The following is a 16,868-nucleotide window of genomic DNA, read 5'->3' on the forward strand; positions in this document are numbered from 1 at the left end:
ATGCGCTGGACGGTCTGTTGCGCGAACAGCTTGCCGCGCACAGCGTCAAGGATGCCGTGGCGCATGCGGTCGCGCTCTCCGGCCGCCCGCGCCGCGAGGTCTATGCCCGCGCGCTCGAGCTTGCAAAAGACTTAAGGGGCGGCGATGGCGAAGACTGAGGTCCCGGTGGAACCGAAGGTCGCCTCGCCCGAACGCGTCGCCGCGTTTCACACCGGCATCTCCGCGGAGAGCCGCGCAGCGGCCTATCTGATGGCCAAGGGCTACCGCATCCTCGCAAAGCGCTACCGCACCCCGCATGGCGAGATCGACATCGTGGCACGCCGCCGCAATCTGATCGCCTTCGTCGAGGTCAAGGCGCGGGCCACGCTGGATGACGCGGCCTTCGCCGTGACGCCGCGCCAGCAGCAGCGCATCATCGACGCCGCGCAAGGCTGGCTCGTGGCGCATCCCGAGCATGCCGAATTCGAATTGCGATTCGACGCCATGCTGATTGCGCCGCGCACACTTCCGCGCCATGTGTTGGCGGCATTCGACGCCTCGACCTGAAAGGCAGACCATGAAACTTAACGTCGCCGTCCAGATGGACCCCATCGCCCGCATCAACATCAAGGGCGATTCCACCTTTGCGCTGCTTCTGGAGGCGCAGAAGCGCGGCCACGGCCTGTCCTATTATACGCCCGACAAGCTCTCGATGGTCGGCGAGGAGATCGTGGCGCCGGTTCAGCTCCTGACCGTGCGCGACGAGCCGGGCGATCACTTCACGCTCGGCGAGCCCAGGCGCGAGGCGCTGAACGGCTTTGACGTGGTGCTGCTGCGCCAGGATCCGCCGTTCGACCTCGCCTACATCACCTCGACGCATCTTCTGGAGCGCATCCATCCGAAGACGCTGGTGGTCAACGATCCCGCTTCGGTGCGCAACGCGCCGGAAAAGCTGTTCGTGATGAATTTTCCGCAGCTGATGCCGCCGACGCTGATCTCGCGCGACTTAGATGAGATCAACGCGTTCCGCGACAAGCATGGTGCGGTCGTCATGAAGCCGCTGCATGGCCATGGCGGCGCGGCGGTGTTCCGCGTGATGCCGCAGGACATGAATTTCGGTTCGCTGTTCGACATGTTCTCGGTGACGTTCCGGGAGCCCTGGGTGATCCAGCAATTCATCCCCGAGGTGAGGCACGGCGACAAGCGCATCATCCTGGTCAACGGCGAGTTCGCCGGCGCCGTCAACCGCGTGCCGGCCGCCGACGACCTCCGCTCCAACATGGTGCGCGGCGGCGCGGCGCAGGAGACCGAGCTCACCCCGCGCGAGCGCGAGATCTGCGCCACGGTCGGACCGGCGCTGCGCGAGCGCGGCCTGTTGTTCGTCGGCATCGACGTCATCAACGGCAACCTCACCGAGATCAACGTCACCTCGCCGACGGGCATCCGCGCCATCGCGCGCCTCGGCGGCCCCGATGTTGCGGCGAAGGTCTGGGACGTGATCGAACAGAAGCGGGCGAAGTAGCACTCTGCAATGATGACGTTGCGGAGCGCGCGAACTCTCCTCAACGTCGTCCCGGCGAACGCCGGGACCCATACCGCGGAATCTATCCGGGGAGCTTGGTCGCGGTACCGGGCGCTCAATCTTCGTCAAACTGCTCCCTGGGGTTATGGGTCCCGGCGTTCGCCGGGACGACACCGATGTTGTGGAGCGCGCTGCGATCTCATTGGCATGATCGCACCCACACACCACTAACCACCCGTTCACCATGACGCCGCGCATGTCATTCGAACGGACGTTCCGTACTGCGTGAATCTACGGGGCTGCTGGCCGACCGGATAACGCCGCGTTCACCATCTGCCGAAAACCAGCATCGAGGCCGGCCATCGCATTCGGCCTCGCAACACCCCTTATACTTTTACTCCCTACTCATCGACACGGGGAACCCGCCAGGTGCGGTTCGAGTGACCCGCGTAAGAGTAAAAGCGTATGAACACCGCACGCATTGTCGTACTCGTCATCGCGCTGGGCGCCGGCGGCGTCGCTGCATATCTGGCGAGCGGCTTCGACAACAAGCCCGCGCCCGCCCTCCCCGTCGCCGAGAAGCTGCCGACCGTCGAGGTGCTGATCGCGAAGAACGACATCGGGCTCGGCCAGGCCGTGAAGCCCGAGGATCTGCAATGGCAGTCCTGGCCCGCGGCGACCGCGAGCAGTGCCTTCATTCGCCGCGACAGCAGGCCCGAGGCGCAGACCCAGATTGCCGGCTCGATCGCCCGCGTCCCCCTGATGCAGGGCGAGCCGATCCGCGAGCAGAAGCTGGTCAAGGCCGACGGCTCCGGCTTCATGGCCGCGATCCTGCCCGCCGGGATGCGCGCCGTTTCCACCGAGATTTCAGCCGAGACCGCCGCCGGCGGCTTCATCCTTCCGAATGACCGCGTCGACATCGTCCTGACCCGCCGTCTGAAGAACCCCGACGGCGCCAACAACAATAACGGTCCGACCGGCGGCAACGACCTCGTCCTGTCCGAGGTCATCCTGACCAACATTCGCGTGCTCGCGATCGACCAGGCGCCGAAGGAGAAGGACGGCCAGAACGCCGTCGTCGGCAAGACCGTCACGCTCGAGCTCCGGCCCGACCAGGTCGCTGTCCTCGCAGCCGCGCGCCAGGGCGGCACGCTCCAGCTCGCGCTGCGGAGCATCGTCGATGCCAACGCAGTCGACGGCACGCCCGAGGACCAGGGGATCAAGCGTGCGGGCGGCGTGAACGTGATCCGTTACGGGGTGCAGGCACGGCAATTGACGTCACAGAAGTGATGATGGGGAAAGCATGAACTACGGGGATGATCGGATGGGCCTGCGCCTTCGGGGGAAGCGCACGCGCTCGTTCTGGACGGGGACGATGCTGGTGCTGGGGCTGCTCGCAGCCCCCGACCTCGTCAGCGCGACGGATGCGCCGGTCGGCGACCAGGCGCCGATGCAGGCACCGGATCTCGGCGTGTCGTCGGTCGGGACCATCGCGTCGGCGAAGACGCGTTTTCTCTCGCTTGGCGTCGGCAAATCCGTCGTCATCGACCTGCCGCGCGAGGTCAAGGACGTGCTGGTGGCCGATCCCAAGATCGCCAATGCAGTGATCCGCTCGGCCCAGCGCGCCTATATCATCGGCGGCCAGGTCGGCCAGACCAACGTCGTGTTCTTCACCGCCGACGGCCAGCAGGTCGCCTCCTATGACATCGCAGTGAAGCGCGACCTCAACGGCATGCGCGCGGCCCTGCGCCAGTCGCTGCCGGGCGTCCAGATCGAAGGCGTCGGCGACAGCGTGATGCTGACCGGATCGGTGTCGAGCCCAGTCGAGGCCCAGCAGGCCGGCGAGGTCGCCGCAAAACTGGTCGGCGGCTCGGACAAGGTCGTCAACAGCATCGTCGTGCGCGGCCGCGACCAGGTGATGCTCAAGGTCGTCGTCGGCGAAGTGCGCCGCGACATCGTCAAGCAGCTCGGCGTCGATCTCAGCGCCAGCCTGAACGCCGGCACCGCGGTGGTGAATTTCAACAATTCCAACCCGTTCTCGGTCTCGGGCGGACCGATCGTCGGCAGCAACGGGCTCGGCGTCGCCGGCCTCGCCAAGGGCGTCGCCACCGTCAGCGCCACCATGCGCGCGATGGAAAGCGCCGGCGTCATGCGCACGCTCGCCGAACCGAGCCTGACCGCGATCTCGGGCGAATCCGCCACCTTCATCGCCGGCGGCGAATTCCCGATCCCGGCAGGCTATTCCTGCGATCCGGTCACCCACGTCTGTACCACCCAGGTCACCTACAAGAAGTTCGGCATCTCCCTGAACTTCACTCCCGTCGTGCTCAGCGAAGGTCGCATCAGCCTGCGCGTGATGACCGAGGTCTCGGAGCTGTCGAATACGAATTCGATCACGTTGACGCAGGCGGTGTCCTCGACCTCGAGCAACTCGATCACCATCCCCTCGATCCAGACTCGCCGCGCCGAGACGACGCTGGAAATTCCCTCGGGCGGCTCGATGGCGATGGCCGGCCTGATCCAGCAGCAGACCAAGCAGGCGATCAACGGCCTGCCCGGCGTCGACCAGGTGCCGATCATCGGCGCGCTGTTCCGCAGCCAGGACTTCGTCAACAACGAGACCGAGCTGATGGTGATCGTGACGCCCTATGTGGTGCGCGCGGTCGCCCAGAAGGAATTGGCGCGGCCCGACGACGGCTTCGCGCCGGCCTCGGACGCGCAGACCGCACTGCTCGGCCGCATGAACCGCCTCTATGGCATCGCGCGTCGCGTCGATCCGATCGCCGGCGCGCCCGGCGATTTCGGCTTCATCATCGACTGAGACGAACGGACGGCTGGGGAACGGGGCGGGAATCGGGGCAAGAGGGGACGAAGCGATGACGAAGACCACAGCCGATCGACGTCGCAATCTAGGCGTCGCGCTGGCACTGACGGGGCTCTCCGTCATGCTGGGCGCCTGCAACACCACCGGCGAGATCGTCACCCAGACGGTGCCGACCGACTATCGCCAGCGCCACCCGATCGCGGTGCAGGAAGGCAAGAAGTCGATCGTGATCTTCGTCGGCAAGGCGAGGGGCGGCCTGTCGGCCGCGCAGCATTCGGACGTCGCGGGCATCGCCCGGGACTGGGTGCGCGAAGGCACCGGCTCCGTCGTCGTCGACGTTCCCGTCGACGCTGCGAATTCGCGCGCGGCGGCTGCGACCTATCGGGAAATCCGTTCCGTGCTCGCATCCGGCGGCGTGCCGTCGCGTGCCATCGTCCAGCATCCCTATCGCCCTGAAGATCCCGGGCTGCTGCCCACCATCCGCCTGAGCTATTCGAAGATCGCCGCGGTCGCCGGCCCCTGCGGGCTGTGGCCGGAAGACCTCGGCCCCAACATCCTCGATCCCGGCTACAACGAGAACCGGCCCTACTTCAATCTGGGCTGCGCCAGCCAGCGCAATCTCGCCGCGATGATCGACAATCCGGCCGACCTCGAGCAGCCGCGATCCGAGACGCCGGCCTATACCGCGCGGCGCGACATCGCCTTTGATCGCTACCGCAAGGGCACTGCGATCTCGACTCCCAATTCCGAGGCCGACAGGGCCAAGCTCAGCGACACAGGCAAATGACGGGCATCCACGACGAAGAAGCGGACGATCCGCAGCACCCCGAGGAACACATTGCGCCGGTTCCCCGCATTTCGGTGCAGGCCTTTTGCGAGACCGAGAAGACGCTGGCCGCGGTAACCGCGGCCGGGCAGGACCGCCGGCTCGCCAAGGCGCACCTCACCGCCAAGGACGGTGGCCTTGCCGCGGCGATCGAAGTCTATGAATCGATGCCGACGCCGAACGTGATCGTGATCGAATCCGACGGTACGCGCGACATCCTCGAGGGACTCGACGACCTCGCCGGCGTCTGCGACCCCGGCACACGCGTGGTCGTGATCGGCAATCCCAACGACACCGCGCCCTATCGCGAGCTGGTACGCCGCGGCGTCAACGATTATGTGGTGGGACCGGTCGAAACCCTCGACGTCGTCCGCTCCATCTGCAGTCTGTTCTCGGCCTCCGAGGCCATCATCACCGGCCGCGTCATCGCGGTGGTCGGCGCCAAGGGCGGCGTCGGCGCCTCCACCGTCGCGCACAATTTGGCCTGGACCATTGCGCGTGACCTCGCGCTCGATTCCGTCGTGATCGACCTCGACCTCGCCTTCGGCACCGCGGGCCTCGACTACAACCAGGACCCGGTGCAGGGTATCGCCAACGCGGTGCTGTCGCAGGACCGGCCGGACACGGCGCTGATGGAGCGCCTGCTCTCCAAATGCACCGAGCGCCTCAGCCTGCTCGCGGCGCCTGCCACCCTCGACCGCGTCTACGATTTCGGCGCCGAAGCTTTCGACGCCGTGTTCGACACGCTGCGCATGACCACGCCCTGCATCGTGCTCGACGTTCCCCACCAATGGTCCGGCTGGACGCGGCGCGCGCTGGTGAACGCCGACGACATCGTCATCGTGGCCGAGCCCGATCTCGCCAATTTGCGCAACACCAAGAACATGCTGAGCGTGCTGAAGGCGGCGCGGCCGAACGACCGGCCGCCGCTGTATTGCATCAACCAGGTCGGCATGCACAAGCGCGCGGAGATCGAGGTCAAGGCGTTCGCCAAGACCATGGAAAGCCAGCCGATCGCGGTGATCCCGTTCGATTCAAAGCTGTTCTCCACCGCCGCCAATAACGGCCAGATGATCGCGGAGGTCTCCAAGAACCACCGCACCACCGAGCTGTTCCAGAACATGGCGAACCGCCTCGCCGGCCGCGGCGAGGTGAAGAAGCCGAAGCGCTCGCTGCTCGGACCGCTGCTGAAGAAGTTGAAGGGCAAGTCAAGCCGCAACTCGGCGCCGCATCGCAAGGCGTCGTAAGCGTACACCAAAAGGGGCGGACTACTTGTCCGCCCGCTGCTGCTTCTTCGCCAGCAGCTGCCGCAGCGCCGCGACCTTGGCCGCGGCCTGGTCCGGCGGCAAATCTGCCTTCACGAGGATTTCGGCCTCGGCCTCGCGGCCCTGCAATCCCAGCACGAGCGCGAGATTGGCGCGGACCCGCGCATCGTTCTGATTGCGCTGATAAGCGCGGCCGAGCACCTGTTCGGCCTTCGGCAGATTGTTTTGCAGCATATAGGACAGGCCGAGATTGGACAGCACGGTCGGCTCGTCCGGCACGATCTTCAACGCCGCGGCATAATATTGCTGCGCCTCCTCGTTGCGGCCGAGCTGATCGAGCGCCGCACCTTGCGCCGACAGGATGCGCCAGTCCGGATCCTCCGGCGCATGCGCGCGGCTGAGGACGTCGAAGGCCTGCTGGAAATTGCCGCTGTCGGCGAGCGCGCGGCCATAGCCGGCGAGCAGCGCCTTGTTGCTGGGATGGGCGAGCACCGCCTGCTCCATGACCGCAACCGCCTGCGCGCGCTGGCCGGTCTCGCGCAGCGCCTTGCCGTAGGCGAGCGCAACGTTGGGATCACTGGGCTTGGCGCGATAGCGCTCGCGCAAGGCGTCCATCTCTGGCTTGGCGTCGGCTTTGACCGCCGTTTCCGATCTGACACCGAGCGCACCGGTCACATCCTCGATGCCGGCGGTCTGGCAACCGCCGAGGACAAGCACCAGGAGTGCGGGAAGCAGCAATCTCGCCGGGGGAGAGGCGAGGGACGAACGCTTGGACATACTCTGATCACTCGGCAACTGATCAGAGATGCTTACCGATTAACGCTAAAGTCCCGTTAAGGACGCGGCCTGTGTGACCTCAAGGCATGATCCGGAAAGTGCGCAGCGGTTTTCCGGAAAGATCATGCTTAAACAACAACCTAAAGCGCGACGACGATTGGTCCTCATCGCATCGCGCTTTAGTCGGTGAACTCGGCACCGAATTCGCAGCCGATGCGCCAGCGCAGGCGGCATTGGCGGGAATAATCAGGTGCGAAAATGATGGTGAATTGCGGCGGCACTTCCAGGAATTCCGCCACCACCTTCACGCCGCCATCCGAAATATCGGTGATCGTGCAGTCCCGCGGCAGCGAGCCCGCGCCAAAATGGATCTTGGCGAGCCGGCTGCATACCCGACGTTCGCTTCTCCGGCGATTTGCAAGCATTTGAATTGTTCACCCGTTAGACCACGGCCCATCCCGCAGCCTCAGGAATAGCGGACATTCGTTGGAATGTGCTGAGGACAGAAGCCGGCATTCGAGGCTTAGTGTCGGCGTGGTGTTTACGATTGGTTAGGGCTTGCTCACCCTCCGGGATCGTTCCCGTATTGTTCTTGCGGAGCGGGCCTGCCTCTGCTACCCCTAATTGTGCGAAAGGGCAGGCTGGTTTGAGCATGGTTCAGCGGGTTTCCACCGTCGCCTTTGAGGGGATCGAGGCCCGCGCGGTCGACGTGCAGGTGCAGGTCGCGCCTGGCCTGCCGGCGTTCGCGATCGTCGGCCTGCCGGACAAGGCGGTGTCGGAGGCGCGCGAGCGGGTGCGCTCGGCGCTAATTGCCTCAGGGTTGGCGCTGCCGGCGCGGCGGATCATCGTCAACCTGGCGCCGGCCGACCTCCCGAAGGAAGGCAGCCATTACGACCTGCCGATCGCACTCGGCCTGATGGCGGCGATCGGCGCGATCCCGCCGGATGCGCTGACCGGCTTCACCGTGCTCGGCGAGCTCGGCCTCGACGGCTCGATCGCGCCCGTGGCCGGCGTTCTTCCCGCCGCGTTCGGCGCCAATATGCGCGAGGAAGGGCTGATCTGCCCGGCCTCGTGCGGCTCCGAAGCGGCATGGGCGAGCCCGGACATCCAGATCATCGCGGCAAGCTCGCTGATCCAGATCGCCAACCACTTCAAGGGCACCCAGGTGCTGTCGCGGCCGTCACCGAAGGTGCATGAGCCCGCCGCCTCCACGCTCGACCTGCGCGACATCAAGGGCCAGGAAAGCGCCAAGCGCGCGCTGGAGATCGCCGCCGCCGGCGGGCATCACTTGCTCATGATCGGGGCGCCCGGGGCCGGCAAATCGATGCTGGCGGCGCGCCTGCCTTCGATCCTGCCGCCGCTGTCACCGAGCGAACTGCTCGAGGTCTCGATGATCGCCTCCGTCGCCGGCGAGATCGAGGGCGGCGCGCTGACGGTCAAGCGGCCGTTCCGCTCGCCGCATCATTCCGCGAGCATGGCTGCGCTCACCGGCGGCGGCATGCGCGCAAAGCCCGGCGAGATCTCGCTGGCACATCAGGGCGTGCTGTTCCTCGACGAATTGCCGGAGTTCGATCCGCGCGTGCTGGATTCGCTCCGGCAGCCGCTGGAGAACGGCGAGGTCGCGGTGTCGCGCGCCAATCATCGCGTCACTTACCCTGCCCGCTTCATGCTGGTCGCGGCGATGAATCCGTGCCGCTGCGGCAACGCGTTCGAGCCGGGCTATGCCTGCAAGCGCGGCCGCGTCGACCGCTGCACGGGCGACTACCAGGCGCGCATCTCCGGCCCGCTGATGGACCGTATCGACCTGCGCATCGAGGTGCCCGCCGTAACCGCGGCCGATCTGATCCTGCCACCACCGGCAGAAGGCTCCGCCGAAGTCGCCGCCCGCGTGGCGGCGGCGCGCGACATCCAGCTCGCGCGTTATGCCGATGCCGGCCTGCCCCGTGTCCGCACCAATGCCGAGGCTCCTGCCTCTGTGCTGGAGGAGATCGCAAAGCCGGACGCGCAAGGCGCCAAATTGCTGCGCGACGCCGCCGAGACCATGCGGCTGTCGGCGCGCGGCTATCACCGCGTGCTGCGGGTGGCGCGCACGCTGGCGGACCTCGATCGCGCCGACAAGATCGGCCGGCTGCATCTCGCCGAAGCGCTGTCCTACCGCGCACTCGCGGAGGATGTGCGCCAGATGGCTTGATCATTCCGCGCATCAACCCGGCGGTAACGAGTTTCCTTTACGCTCTGCAAACCATAAGGCCCAATGAGTTCCCCGGGGCCTCGGCGAGTAGAGTGTCATGTTGCGTTTCAAGATCCTGGCCTCGGTTGTTCCCTTGTTGGCGGCTGCGGTGTTCGCCCGCGCGGAGATCGGATCGGTGTCGCATCCCTGCATCGCCCTCGGCGAAACCTCGGTCGAGCTCACCTCCCTGTTCTGGACCGCCGGCGTCCATGTCGCCTTCACCGAGGATCCCGCCCGGGCCACGGTGCGGGTTCAGATCACCGACGATGCCGATACTGCGGACTTCGCCGTGGTCGACGACGGTCTCGGTTCCGAGCCGGATTCCTGTCAGGCCAATCCCTCGACGCGCCTTGTCTCGATTGCCGCTCAGCCCGTCGATGGCGGCCAGGTGATCTATCTCTCCACCGAAGGGCCGGCGGATTACCGCATCTATGTGCGCTCGAAGTCGTTCTCGCAGCGCGAGGCCGCGGCGCTGATCGTCGGCGCCCATGGCGGCCATCGCCCGCTCCCGCTCCAGGCCGCCTCGCTCTGAGCCATTAACACCTGGTCAACCCTGTTTGGAGGCAGCGCCAAAGCCTCAAGCTGTTCGCAAGGTCGGCGCGACATCGTCGCAGACGGCGGGTGGCGGTATTTCGAAGAAGAGTCGGGGTCGGTGGCGATGGGTCGGACGTTCCGGATCAAGGTGCGCATGCGCCGCTTCAGGCGACAGCATCCCCGCATCGCTTTCGCGATCCGCTCTTTCATGATCTTCTCGGCGACCTTCGGCGGCGCCTATGGCTTCGTGTCCGGCAGCCGGTCCGAGAACTCCGGCTACGATCCCCACACCTTTGCGATCGGCGCGAGCTTCCTGTTCGCGCTCGCCTGCCTCGGCCTTGCGACGCTGAGCATGCGCCTGCGTTTCGTGGGCAAGCGGCTGCGTAGCCTCGCAGCCCACAACGAGGCGCTGATCGATCGCAATTGGGAGCTGAAGGAGGCGGAAGAACGCGCCCGCAGCCTGTTCGAGCAGCAGGGCGACCTCATCGTGCTGCGCGCTACCGATGGCCGCATCACCTTTGCCAACGAAGCCTATTGCGCGCTCGCAGGACAGGCGCGCAGCGCGCTGGTCGGCACGCGCTTCGATTTCGACGTGCTGGAGCAGGGTGACAGCGCCCGCGAGAGCAGCGGCACACGCATCCACGACCAGAAGATCGCAACCCCGCTCGGCGCGCGCTGGATCGCCTGGCGCGAGGGCTATGTCCGCCTCGATGCCGGACAGCCCGCCGAGTTGCAGAGCGTGGGGCGCGACGTCACCGACCGCACCGAGACCGAACGCGCTCTGTCCGACGCGCGCGACCAGGCCGACGCCGCCAACCGCGCCAAATCGCGCTTCCTCGCGATGGCCTCGCACGAAATCCGCACCCCCCTGAACGGCATCATCGGCATGGGCGGCCTCCTGCTCGACACCAATCTGACGCCGGAGCAGGCGACCTATGCCAAGGCGGTGAAAACCTCGGGCGAAGCCTTGATGGCGCTGATCGAGGAACTGCTCGACTATTCCAAGATTGAGGCTGGCAAGCTTGATCTGGAGCAGCGTCCCTTCGCGCTCTCGACCCTGGTCGAGGAGATCACCGAGCTGCTCGCGCCCCGCGCGCAGGCCAAGGCGCTCGAGATCGCCGCCTATGTCGACGAGCGCCTGCCGCTTGAGGTGGTCGGTGATGCCGCGCGGCTGCGCCAGGTGCTGCTCAACCTCGCCGGCAACGCCATCAAGTTCACCGCGAGCGGTGGCGTCGCGCTGATCGTCGAGCCCGGCATCTGGCCGAACGAGGTCAGCTTCCTGGTCCGCGACACCGGCATCGGCATTGCGCCGGAGGCGCAGCAGCGCATCTTCCGCGAATTCGAGCAGGCCGACGAGCGCGTCGCCCGCACCTATGGCGGCACCGGGCTCGGCCTTTCCATCAGCGAGCGCATCGTCAAGCGCATGGGCGGCCGGATCACGCTCGCGAGCGAGCCGGGCAAAGGCTCGACCTTCGAGATCGCGGTGCCGCTTCCGCCGTCGCAAGCCAGCGGGGGACAGACGGCCTTTCCAAGTCCCGACCTCACCGGCAAGTCGATGCTCCTCGTCGCCGACGGCATCGAGGCCTCGCTGATCGCGCGGCGCCTCGAGCGCTGGGGTGGCCAGACCTGCATGATTACGGATGCCGCGGTCGCCGAAGCGCTGCTGCCGGAACGCTCATGGCACGCGGTGCTGATCGATCGTGCGATCGGCCCTGCCGCGGCCGACCAGCTGGGCGAAATGGCCCGCGCGCATGCGTTGCAGCGCCTCGTGCTGCTGACTTCTGGCTCGCGCCACGAAAAGCTGTCCCCGGCCTTCACCGGTTTTCTGGTGAAGCCACTGCGGGCGGCCTCGCTCGCCGCGCGCCTTGCGATGACGCCGGAGGTGGCCTCGCCCGATCTGGCGCCGGAACCACCGGCGGAAGCTGCCGGCGCGACGCCGGCCAAAGGAGCGACCAAGGCCCTGTCGATCCTCGTCGCGGAGGACAACGAGATCAACGCGCTGTTGATGCGCTCGCTGCTGACGAAGCTCGGCCATCGCGTCGTCATCGCCGTCCACGGCGAGGCCGCGCTGGAGTCCTGGCTCGCCGCTTCATCGGCCGGCACGCCCTATGATCTCGTGCTGATGGACATCCAGATGCCGCAGCTCGACGGCATCGAGGCGACGAAGCGAATCCGAACGCATGAGGCGGCGACCGGCGGCCACCACACGCCGATCCTTGCGCTCACCGCCAATACGCTGGTGGAGGATCGCTATGCCTGCTTCGAAGCGGGCATGAACGGATTCCTGATCAAGCCGCTCGATCGCGACAAGCTGGACGAAGCACTGGCAGGGCTGGCGGCGTCACGGCGGCTGGCCGTCTGATCCGAAAATCTCACGGGAACCTCATCCCATCTGGCAATCGATAATTGAAATCGACCGCGTTGCGCGTCACCATCCTCCGGGGGCATTGCAGGAGGGTTTCGCGCATGAACGTGCTGTGCCGCCTCGTACTCATTGTCCTTCTCGCTGGATTTTCCCGACACGCCGCGGCCGATACGCCGGAGCTCATCGCCGCGCTCAAGCAAGGCGGCTACGTGCTGATCTTTCGGCACACCGCCACCGATGACAGCCAAAAGGACGTCTACCCCTTCAAGTTCGACGACATGAGCGCCCAGCGTCAGCTCAGCGAAAAGGGCAGGGACATGGCGCTCCAGATCGGGGCAGCGGTCAAGGACCTCGCGATCCCGATCGGCGATGTCTACACCAGCCGGCTCAACCGTGCGATCGAGGCCGGCAAGCTGATCTCCGGCCGCGAGGTCAAGCCGGTCGACGCGTTGACGGACAGCAGCAACGCCAGCGCATCGGGAATGGCAAACCCCACCGGCGCCAATGCAAAGGCCGGGCAGGCCGTGCGCCAGCTCGTCGACGCGCCGCCGAAGGCAGGCAGCAACAATTTCCTGGTCACCCACAAGACGAACATCGCCGATGCCTTCGGGAAGGAGGCCGGCGACGTCGGGGAAGGCGAGGCCTTCGTTTACAAGGCCGGCAGCTCGGGCCCCGCCACCTTTGCCGGACGCCTCAAGCCTGCAGATTGGAGCGCCAAAGCCGGCAAGTGAAGCGCCCACATTCGACCCTGATCGCTGGCGTGATGGAGGGGCCGGATTTCCCCGGCCTCTCGACGAGCCGGCTCACGTGGAGGGTATCCGGCCAACGTCTGCGCAAACCGAGATTTGCCGAGACATTGCCGAAACGCCGCAGACAGATTGACCTTGTGCGACTTGCCCCCGCACGATCGACTTGTGATACCCACGTCTTGCGAGTTCCGACTGAAAGGCTGGCGAACACGTGAGAACATCGGAAGACCGCTCATTTCTCGTATTGCTTGCCGTGGTCACGCTAGCATTTGGCTGGGTGCTCTGGCCTTTCTCCGGAGCATTGCTGTGGGCCACGCTGCTGGCCATCATCTTCGCCCCGCTCTATCGACGCTTCCTGGAAACCCTCCCGGGAAAGCGCAACCTTGTCGCATTCTCCACCGTCGTCATCGTGGTGGTGATCGTCTTGATCCCTGTCGCGATCGTCATCGCTTCGCTCATCGACCAGGGAGGGGAGCTGTATCAGCGCGTTCAGTCGGGGGAGATCAGCTTTGCACATCCGCTTCAGCAGCTGAAATCCGCGCTGCCCGACTGGGCTGGTCCCATGGCGGATCGGCTCGCCAGCATCGATTTTTCGGCCCTGAAGGAACGCCTGTCTGGTCTGCTCGTCCCGGCCGGCCAGCAGCTGGCCGGGCACGCGATCAACATCGGTCAGTTGACCCTCGAATTCGTCGCAAGCTTGCTCGTGATGTTGTACCTGCTGTTTTTTCTGCTGCGCGACGGTGACGAGCTGAACGCACGCATCCGCGACGCCCTGCCGCTGCGTGCGAGCCACAGCGCCGAGATTCTGCATGCGTTCACCCTGGCGGTTCGCGGGACCATCAAGGGAATCATCCTCGTTGCCCTGATTCAGGGCGCGCTTGGCGGGGTGATCTTCTGGCTGCTCGGACTGACGGCGCCGCTGCTGGCGGGCGCGCTGATGGCGCTGCTCTCGCTTCTGCCCGTGCTCGGCTCCGCGCTGGTATGGCTTCCGGCCGGGCTCTATCTGCTCGTGGCAGGCTCGGTCACGAAGGGAATCATCCTGCTCGCTTTCGGCACCTTCGTGATCGGCCTCGCGGACAACTTTCTCCGCCCCATCCTGGTAGGACAGTCGATCCGGATGCCGAGCTATATTGTGTTGCTCGCCACCCTGGGCGGCCTTGCGGCTTTCGGAGGAAACGGCTTCGTCATCGGCCCACTCGTCGCGGCTATGTTCCTGACGGCCTGGCAGGTCTTCGTCCGCTCGAAAGAGCAACAGGAGGTCCGGAAATGACCTGCTACGCGGCGCAAGCTATGAAGCGCGGTGCGGAGAGCTTGTCGGGCGGCCCCGGGGTGCCCTTGAAGATGGTGTCGGTCTTTGCCGCACGCTTGCAATGCGGACATACGAAGAGATGCGCAATGACCGGAACCGGCTCGTCCGCGAGCAGTTCCGAGCGGTACCACCTCATCTCGACATGGCAATCCGGGCAGGTCGGTGCTTCGAGCTGTTCCGCAGCACTTCTGAGACGATCAACCATCGAGCCCTCGCGTTTTCGAAGGTCATAGTCCAATACCTCTTGCCGGTCTGCAACAAAAGACACGCTGCACGAACGCGCAGGATCCGCCGACCGCCGCGACTACAGTCGCCTGAGCGCCACGTTCTCCACGGTGTGGTCGGCGCCCTTCTTCAGGATCAGCGTCGCGCGAGGGCGGGTCGGCAGGATATTGTCCTCGAGATTGGCGAGGTTGGTGCGCTCCCAGATCGCGATCGCGGTGGCAGTGGCTTCCTCGTCCGACAGCAGCGCGTAGCGGTTGAAGTAGGACTTTGGATTGGTGAATGCGGTGTCGCGCAGCGCCAGGAAGCGCTTGATGTACCATTGCCGCAACGGGGCTTCGTCGGCGTCGATATAGACCGAGAAATCGAAGAAGTCGGAGACCACAGGCACCGCCTTGCCATCGCGCGGCAGCTTGCCGGTCTGCAGCACGTTGACGCCCTCGACGATCAGGATATCGGGCTGGTCGATCTCGGCCCACTGGTTCGGCACGATGTCGTAGGTCAGATGCGAATAGACCGGTGCACGCACATGGCGGCGGCCGGACTTGATATCGGAGAGGAAGCTGAGCAGCAGCGGCAGGTCGTAGCTTTCCGGAAAGCCCTTCTTCTGCATGATGCCCTGCCGGTCGAGCACGGCGTTCGGATAGAGGAATCCGTCGGTGGTGATGAGTTCAACCTTCGGGCGCGGCGACCAGCGCGCCAGCAGGGCCTGGAGCACGCGGGCCGTGGTGGATTTTCCGACCGCGACAGAGCCGGCGACGCCGATGATGTAGGGCACCTTGCGGTCGCGGATGTTGAGGAACTGGCGCTCCGCATAATACAGGCGCTGCATCGCATCGACATAGATCGAGAGCAGGCGCGACAACGGAAGATAAATGTCCTCGACTTCCTTGAGATCGAGGCGATCGTGCAGCGAGCGCAGCCGGTCGAACTCGCCCGGCTCCAGTGTCATCGGCGTATCGTCGCGCAGACGCGCCCACTCCTCGCGCGAATAGATGCGGTACGGATTATACTGCTGCTCGGGTGCGCGGATGTCCATAACGCGACCTTTCCCTTGGGGCTTATCCCTTGGGGCTTATACTAGCCCTTACGCGACGCTTTCTCTTCCAGCCCTGACATATTCGTACGCTTGTCGAGTGCCGCTTCCACCTCTTCCAGCTTTACGCCGCGGGCCTTCAGCAAGACAAGGAAGTGATAGAGCAGGTCGGCACTCTCGGCGATCAGATGCGCGCGATCGTTTTCGACTGCTGCGATTACGGTTTCGACTGCTTCCTCACCGAACTTCTTGGCGCAATGCTCTGCGCCCTTGTCGAGGAGCTTGCGGGTATAGGACGCTTCGCCGCCGGCCGCCGCGCGGGCGTCGATGGTCTCGGCCAGATCGTGGATCGTGAAACGCGGCATCGGAATTACTCGGAAACACGCTTGGCAACACACTTGGCCACGGAGGCCATTCCCCGCTACCTCATGTAGCACTTTTACGAACGGGAGTCGTCAGGCATCGAGGCGCATGGCCAGTCCGCGCCGGGCCATGTGCTCCTTGGCTTCGCGGATGGTGAATTCCCCGAAATGGAAGATCGAGGCGGCCAGCACGGCCGTGGCGTGGCCGTCGCGGATACCGTCGACGAGGTGGTCGAGATTGCCGACGCCGCCTGAGGCGATCACGGGCACGGCAACGCTGTCGGCGATCGCCCGGGTCAGCGGGATGTCGAAGCCCTGCCTCGTGCCGTCGCGATCCATCGAGGTCAGCAGGATCTCACCGGCGCCGAGCGAGACCACTTCCTGGGCATATTCGATGGCGTCGATGCCGGTCGAATTGCGACCGCCATGGGTGAAGATCTCCCAACGGTCGCCGCCGGGGCGCTTGACGCGCTTGGCATCGATCGCAACCACGACGCATTGCTCGCCGAATTTCTCGGCCGCTTCCTTGACGAACTCGCGCCGGGATACTGCGGCGCTGTTGATCGAGACCTTGTCGGCGCCGGCGCGCAGCAGCGTCTTGATGTCGTTGACCTCACGCACGCCGCCGCCGACGGTCACAGGCATGAAGCAGGCCTCCGCCGTGCGCCGGACCACGTCCAGCATGATGCCACGATTCTCATGGGTCGCGGTGATGTCGAGGAAGGTGAGTTCGTCTGCGCCGGCGGCGTCATAGGCGATCGCGGCTTCGACGGGGTCGCCGGCATCTCTGAGATCAACGAAGTTGACGCCCTTGACGACCCGTCCGTCCTTGACGTCGAGGCAGGGGATCACGCGCACCTTGAACATG

The 16,868-nt window shown here is 65.5% G+C and carries 17 protein-coding genes and 1 pseudogene; 12 read left to right on the forward strand and 6 right to left on the reverse strand.

Annotation, left to right across the window (positions count from 1 at the left end):
• The 7 genes and pseudogenes from IC66_RS48345 to IC66_RS0118840 all read left to right on the forward strand — a co-directional run.
• Window positions 1-158, forward strand: a pseudogene (locus tag IC66_RS48345) (16S rRNA (cytidine(1402)-2'-O)-methyltransferase); the annotation flags it as partial.
• Window positions 145-546: a YraN family protein gene (locus IC66_RS0118815; protein WP_038948651.1), complete on the forward strand. Its 402-nt coding sequence runs from the start codon at window positions 145-147 to the stop codon at window positions 544-546. The pseudogene IC66_RS48345 and the gene IC66_RS0118815, both read left to right, overlap by 14 nt.
• Before the next feature lie 10 nt (window positions 547-556).
• On the forward strand, window positions 557-1,501 hold the full coding sequence (gene gshB / locus IC66_RS0118820) for a glutathione synthase (protein ID WP_038948653.1): 945 nt from the start codon (window positions 557-559) through the stop codon (window positions 1,499-1,501).
• Window positions 1,502-1,966: 465 nt separating this feature from the next.
• Window positions 1,967-2,791, forward strand: coding sequence for a Flp pilus assembly protein CpaB (cpaB, locus tag IC66_RS0118825; protein ID WP_038948654.1), 825 nt, complete (start codon window positions 1,967-1,969; stop codon window positions 2,789-2,791).
• A gap of 13 nt (window positions 2,792-2,804) precedes the next feature.
• Window positions 2,805-4,322 carry a type II and III secretion system protein family protein gene (locus IC66_RS0118830; RefSeq protein WP_028139399.1) on the forward strand — a complete coding sequence of 506 codons (1,518 nt, stop codon included), beginning with the start codon at window positions 2,805-2,807 and terminating at the stop codon, window positions 4,320-4,322.
• 55 nt (window positions 4,323-4,377) lie between these two features.
• Window positions 4,378-5,112: a CpaD family pilus assembly protein gene (locus IC66_RS0118835; protein WP_028139398.1), complete on the forward strand. Its 735-nt coding sequence runs from the start codon at window positions 4,378-4,380 to the stop codon at window positions 5,110-5,112.
• Complete coding sequence (locus IC66_RS0118840) at window positions 5,109-6,398, forward strand: AAA family ATPase (RefSeq protein WP_028139397.1); 1,290 nt, start codon at window positions 5,109-5,111, stop codon at window positions 6,396-6,398. The genes IC66_RS0118835 and IC66_RS0118840 overlap by 4 nt, the downstream gene beginning before the upstream one ends.
• A gap of 21 nt (window positions 6,399-6,419) precedes the next feature.
• On the opposite strand, the gene IC66_RS0118845 is transcribed toward IC66_RS0118840, so the two are convergent.
• Both IC66_RS0118845 and IC66_RS0118850 read right to left on the reverse strand, forming a co-directional pair.
• Window positions 6,420-7,193, reverse strand: coding sequence for a tetratricopeptide repeat protein (locus tag IC66_RS0118845; RefSeq protein WP_028139396.1), 774 nt, complete (start codon window positions 7,191-7,193; stop codon window positions 6,420-6,422).
• A 179-nt stretch (window positions 7,194-7,372) separates the two neighbouring features.
• Complete coding sequence (locus IC66_RS0118850; protein ID WP_011083489.1) at window positions 7,373-7,618, reverse strand: PilZ domain-containing protein; 246 nt, start codon at window positions 7,616-7,618, stop codon at window positions 7,373-7,375.
• 227 nt (window positions 7,619-7,845) lie between these two features.
• On the opposite strand from IC66_RS0118850, the gene IC66_RS0118855 reads away from it, so the two are divergent.
• The 5 genes from IC66_RS0118855 to IC66_RS0118875 all read left to right on the forward strand — a co-directional run bounded on the left by IC66_RS0118855 (window position 7,846) and on the right by IC66_RS0118875 (window position 14,341).
• A complete protein-coding gene (locus tag IC66_RS0118855) occupies window positions 7,846-9,384 on the forward strand; it encodes a YifB family Mg chelatase-like AAA ATPase (RefSeq protein ID WP_038948655.1) in 1,539 nt (512 codons plus the stop codon).
• 97 nt (window positions 9,385-9,481) lie between these two features.
• The gene (locus IC66_RS0118860; protein ID WP_028139394.1) at window positions 9,482-9,955 is read left to right on the forward strand and encodes a hypothetical protein; all 474 of its coding nucleotides are present in this window, start codon (window positions 9,482-9,484) and stop codon (window positions 9,953-9,955) included.
• 126 nt (window positions 9,956-10,081) lie between these two features.
• Window positions 10,082-12,319: a PAS domain-containing hybrid sensor histidine kinase/response regulator gene (locus IC66_RS0118865; protein ID WP_038948656.1), complete on the forward strand. Its 2,238-nt coding sequence runs from the start codon at window positions 10,082-10,084 to the stop codon at window positions 12,317-12,319.
• Window positions 12,320-12,423: 104 nt separating this feature from the next.
• Window positions 12,424-13,053, forward strand: a complete 630-nt coding sequence (locus tag IC66_RS0118870) for a histidine phosphatase family protein (RefSeq protein WP_028139392.1) — start codon at window positions 12,424-12,426, stop codon at window positions 13,051-13,053.
• A gap of 229 nt (window positions 13,054-13,282) precedes the next feature.
• Window positions 13,283-14,341 carry an AI-2E family transporter gene (locus IC66_RS0118875; RefSeq protein ID WP_038948657.1) on the forward strand — a complete coding sequence of 353 codons (1,059 nt, stop codon included), beginning with the start codon at window positions 13,283-13,285 and terminating at the stop codon, window positions 14,339-14,341.
• A gap of 4 nt (window positions 14,342-14,345) precedes the next feature.
• Here the strand turns inward: IC66_RS0118875 and IC66_RS0118880 are convergent, their stop codons facing one another.
• From IC66_RS0118880 to hisF, 4 genes are all read right to left on the reverse strand, one after another.
• Window positions 14,346-14,585 carry a hypothetical protein gene (locus IC66_RS0118880; RefSeq protein ID WP_028139390.1) on the reverse strand — a complete coding sequence of 80 codons (240 nt, stop codon included), beginning with the start codon at window positions 14,583-14,585 and terminating at the stop codon, window positions 14,346-14,348.
• Between the two features lie 99 nt (window positions 14,586-14,684).
• Complete coding sequence (gene coaA / locus IC66_RS0118885; RefSeq protein ID WP_028139389.1) at window positions 14,685-15,641, reverse strand: type I pantothenate kinase; 957 nt, start codon at window positions 15,639-15,641, stop codon at window positions 14,685-14,687.
• Between the two features lie 41 nt (window positions 15,642-15,682).
• Window positions 15,683-16,003 carry a phosphoribosyl-ATP diphosphatase gene (locus IC66_RS0118890; protein WP_018323522.1) on the reverse strand — a complete coding sequence of 107 codons (321 nt, stop codon included), beginning with the start codon at window positions 16,001-16,003 and terminating at the stop codon, window positions 15,683-15,685.
• Window positions 16,004-16,093: 90 nt separating this feature from the next.
• A complete protein-coding gene (hisF, locus tag IC66_RS0118895) occupies window positions 16,094-16,867 on the reverse strand; it encodes an imidazole glycerol phosphate synthase subunit HisF (protein ID WP_018323523.1) in 774 nt (257 codons plus the stop codon).
• Between the last annotated feature and the right edge of the window lies 1 nt (window position 16,868).

This window comes from Bradyrhizobium genomosp. III (assembly GCF_000261705.1).
Lineage (GTDB): Bacteria > Pseudomonadota > Alphaproteobacteria > Rhizobiales > Xanthobacteraceae > Bradyrhizobium > Bradyrhizobium ottawaense.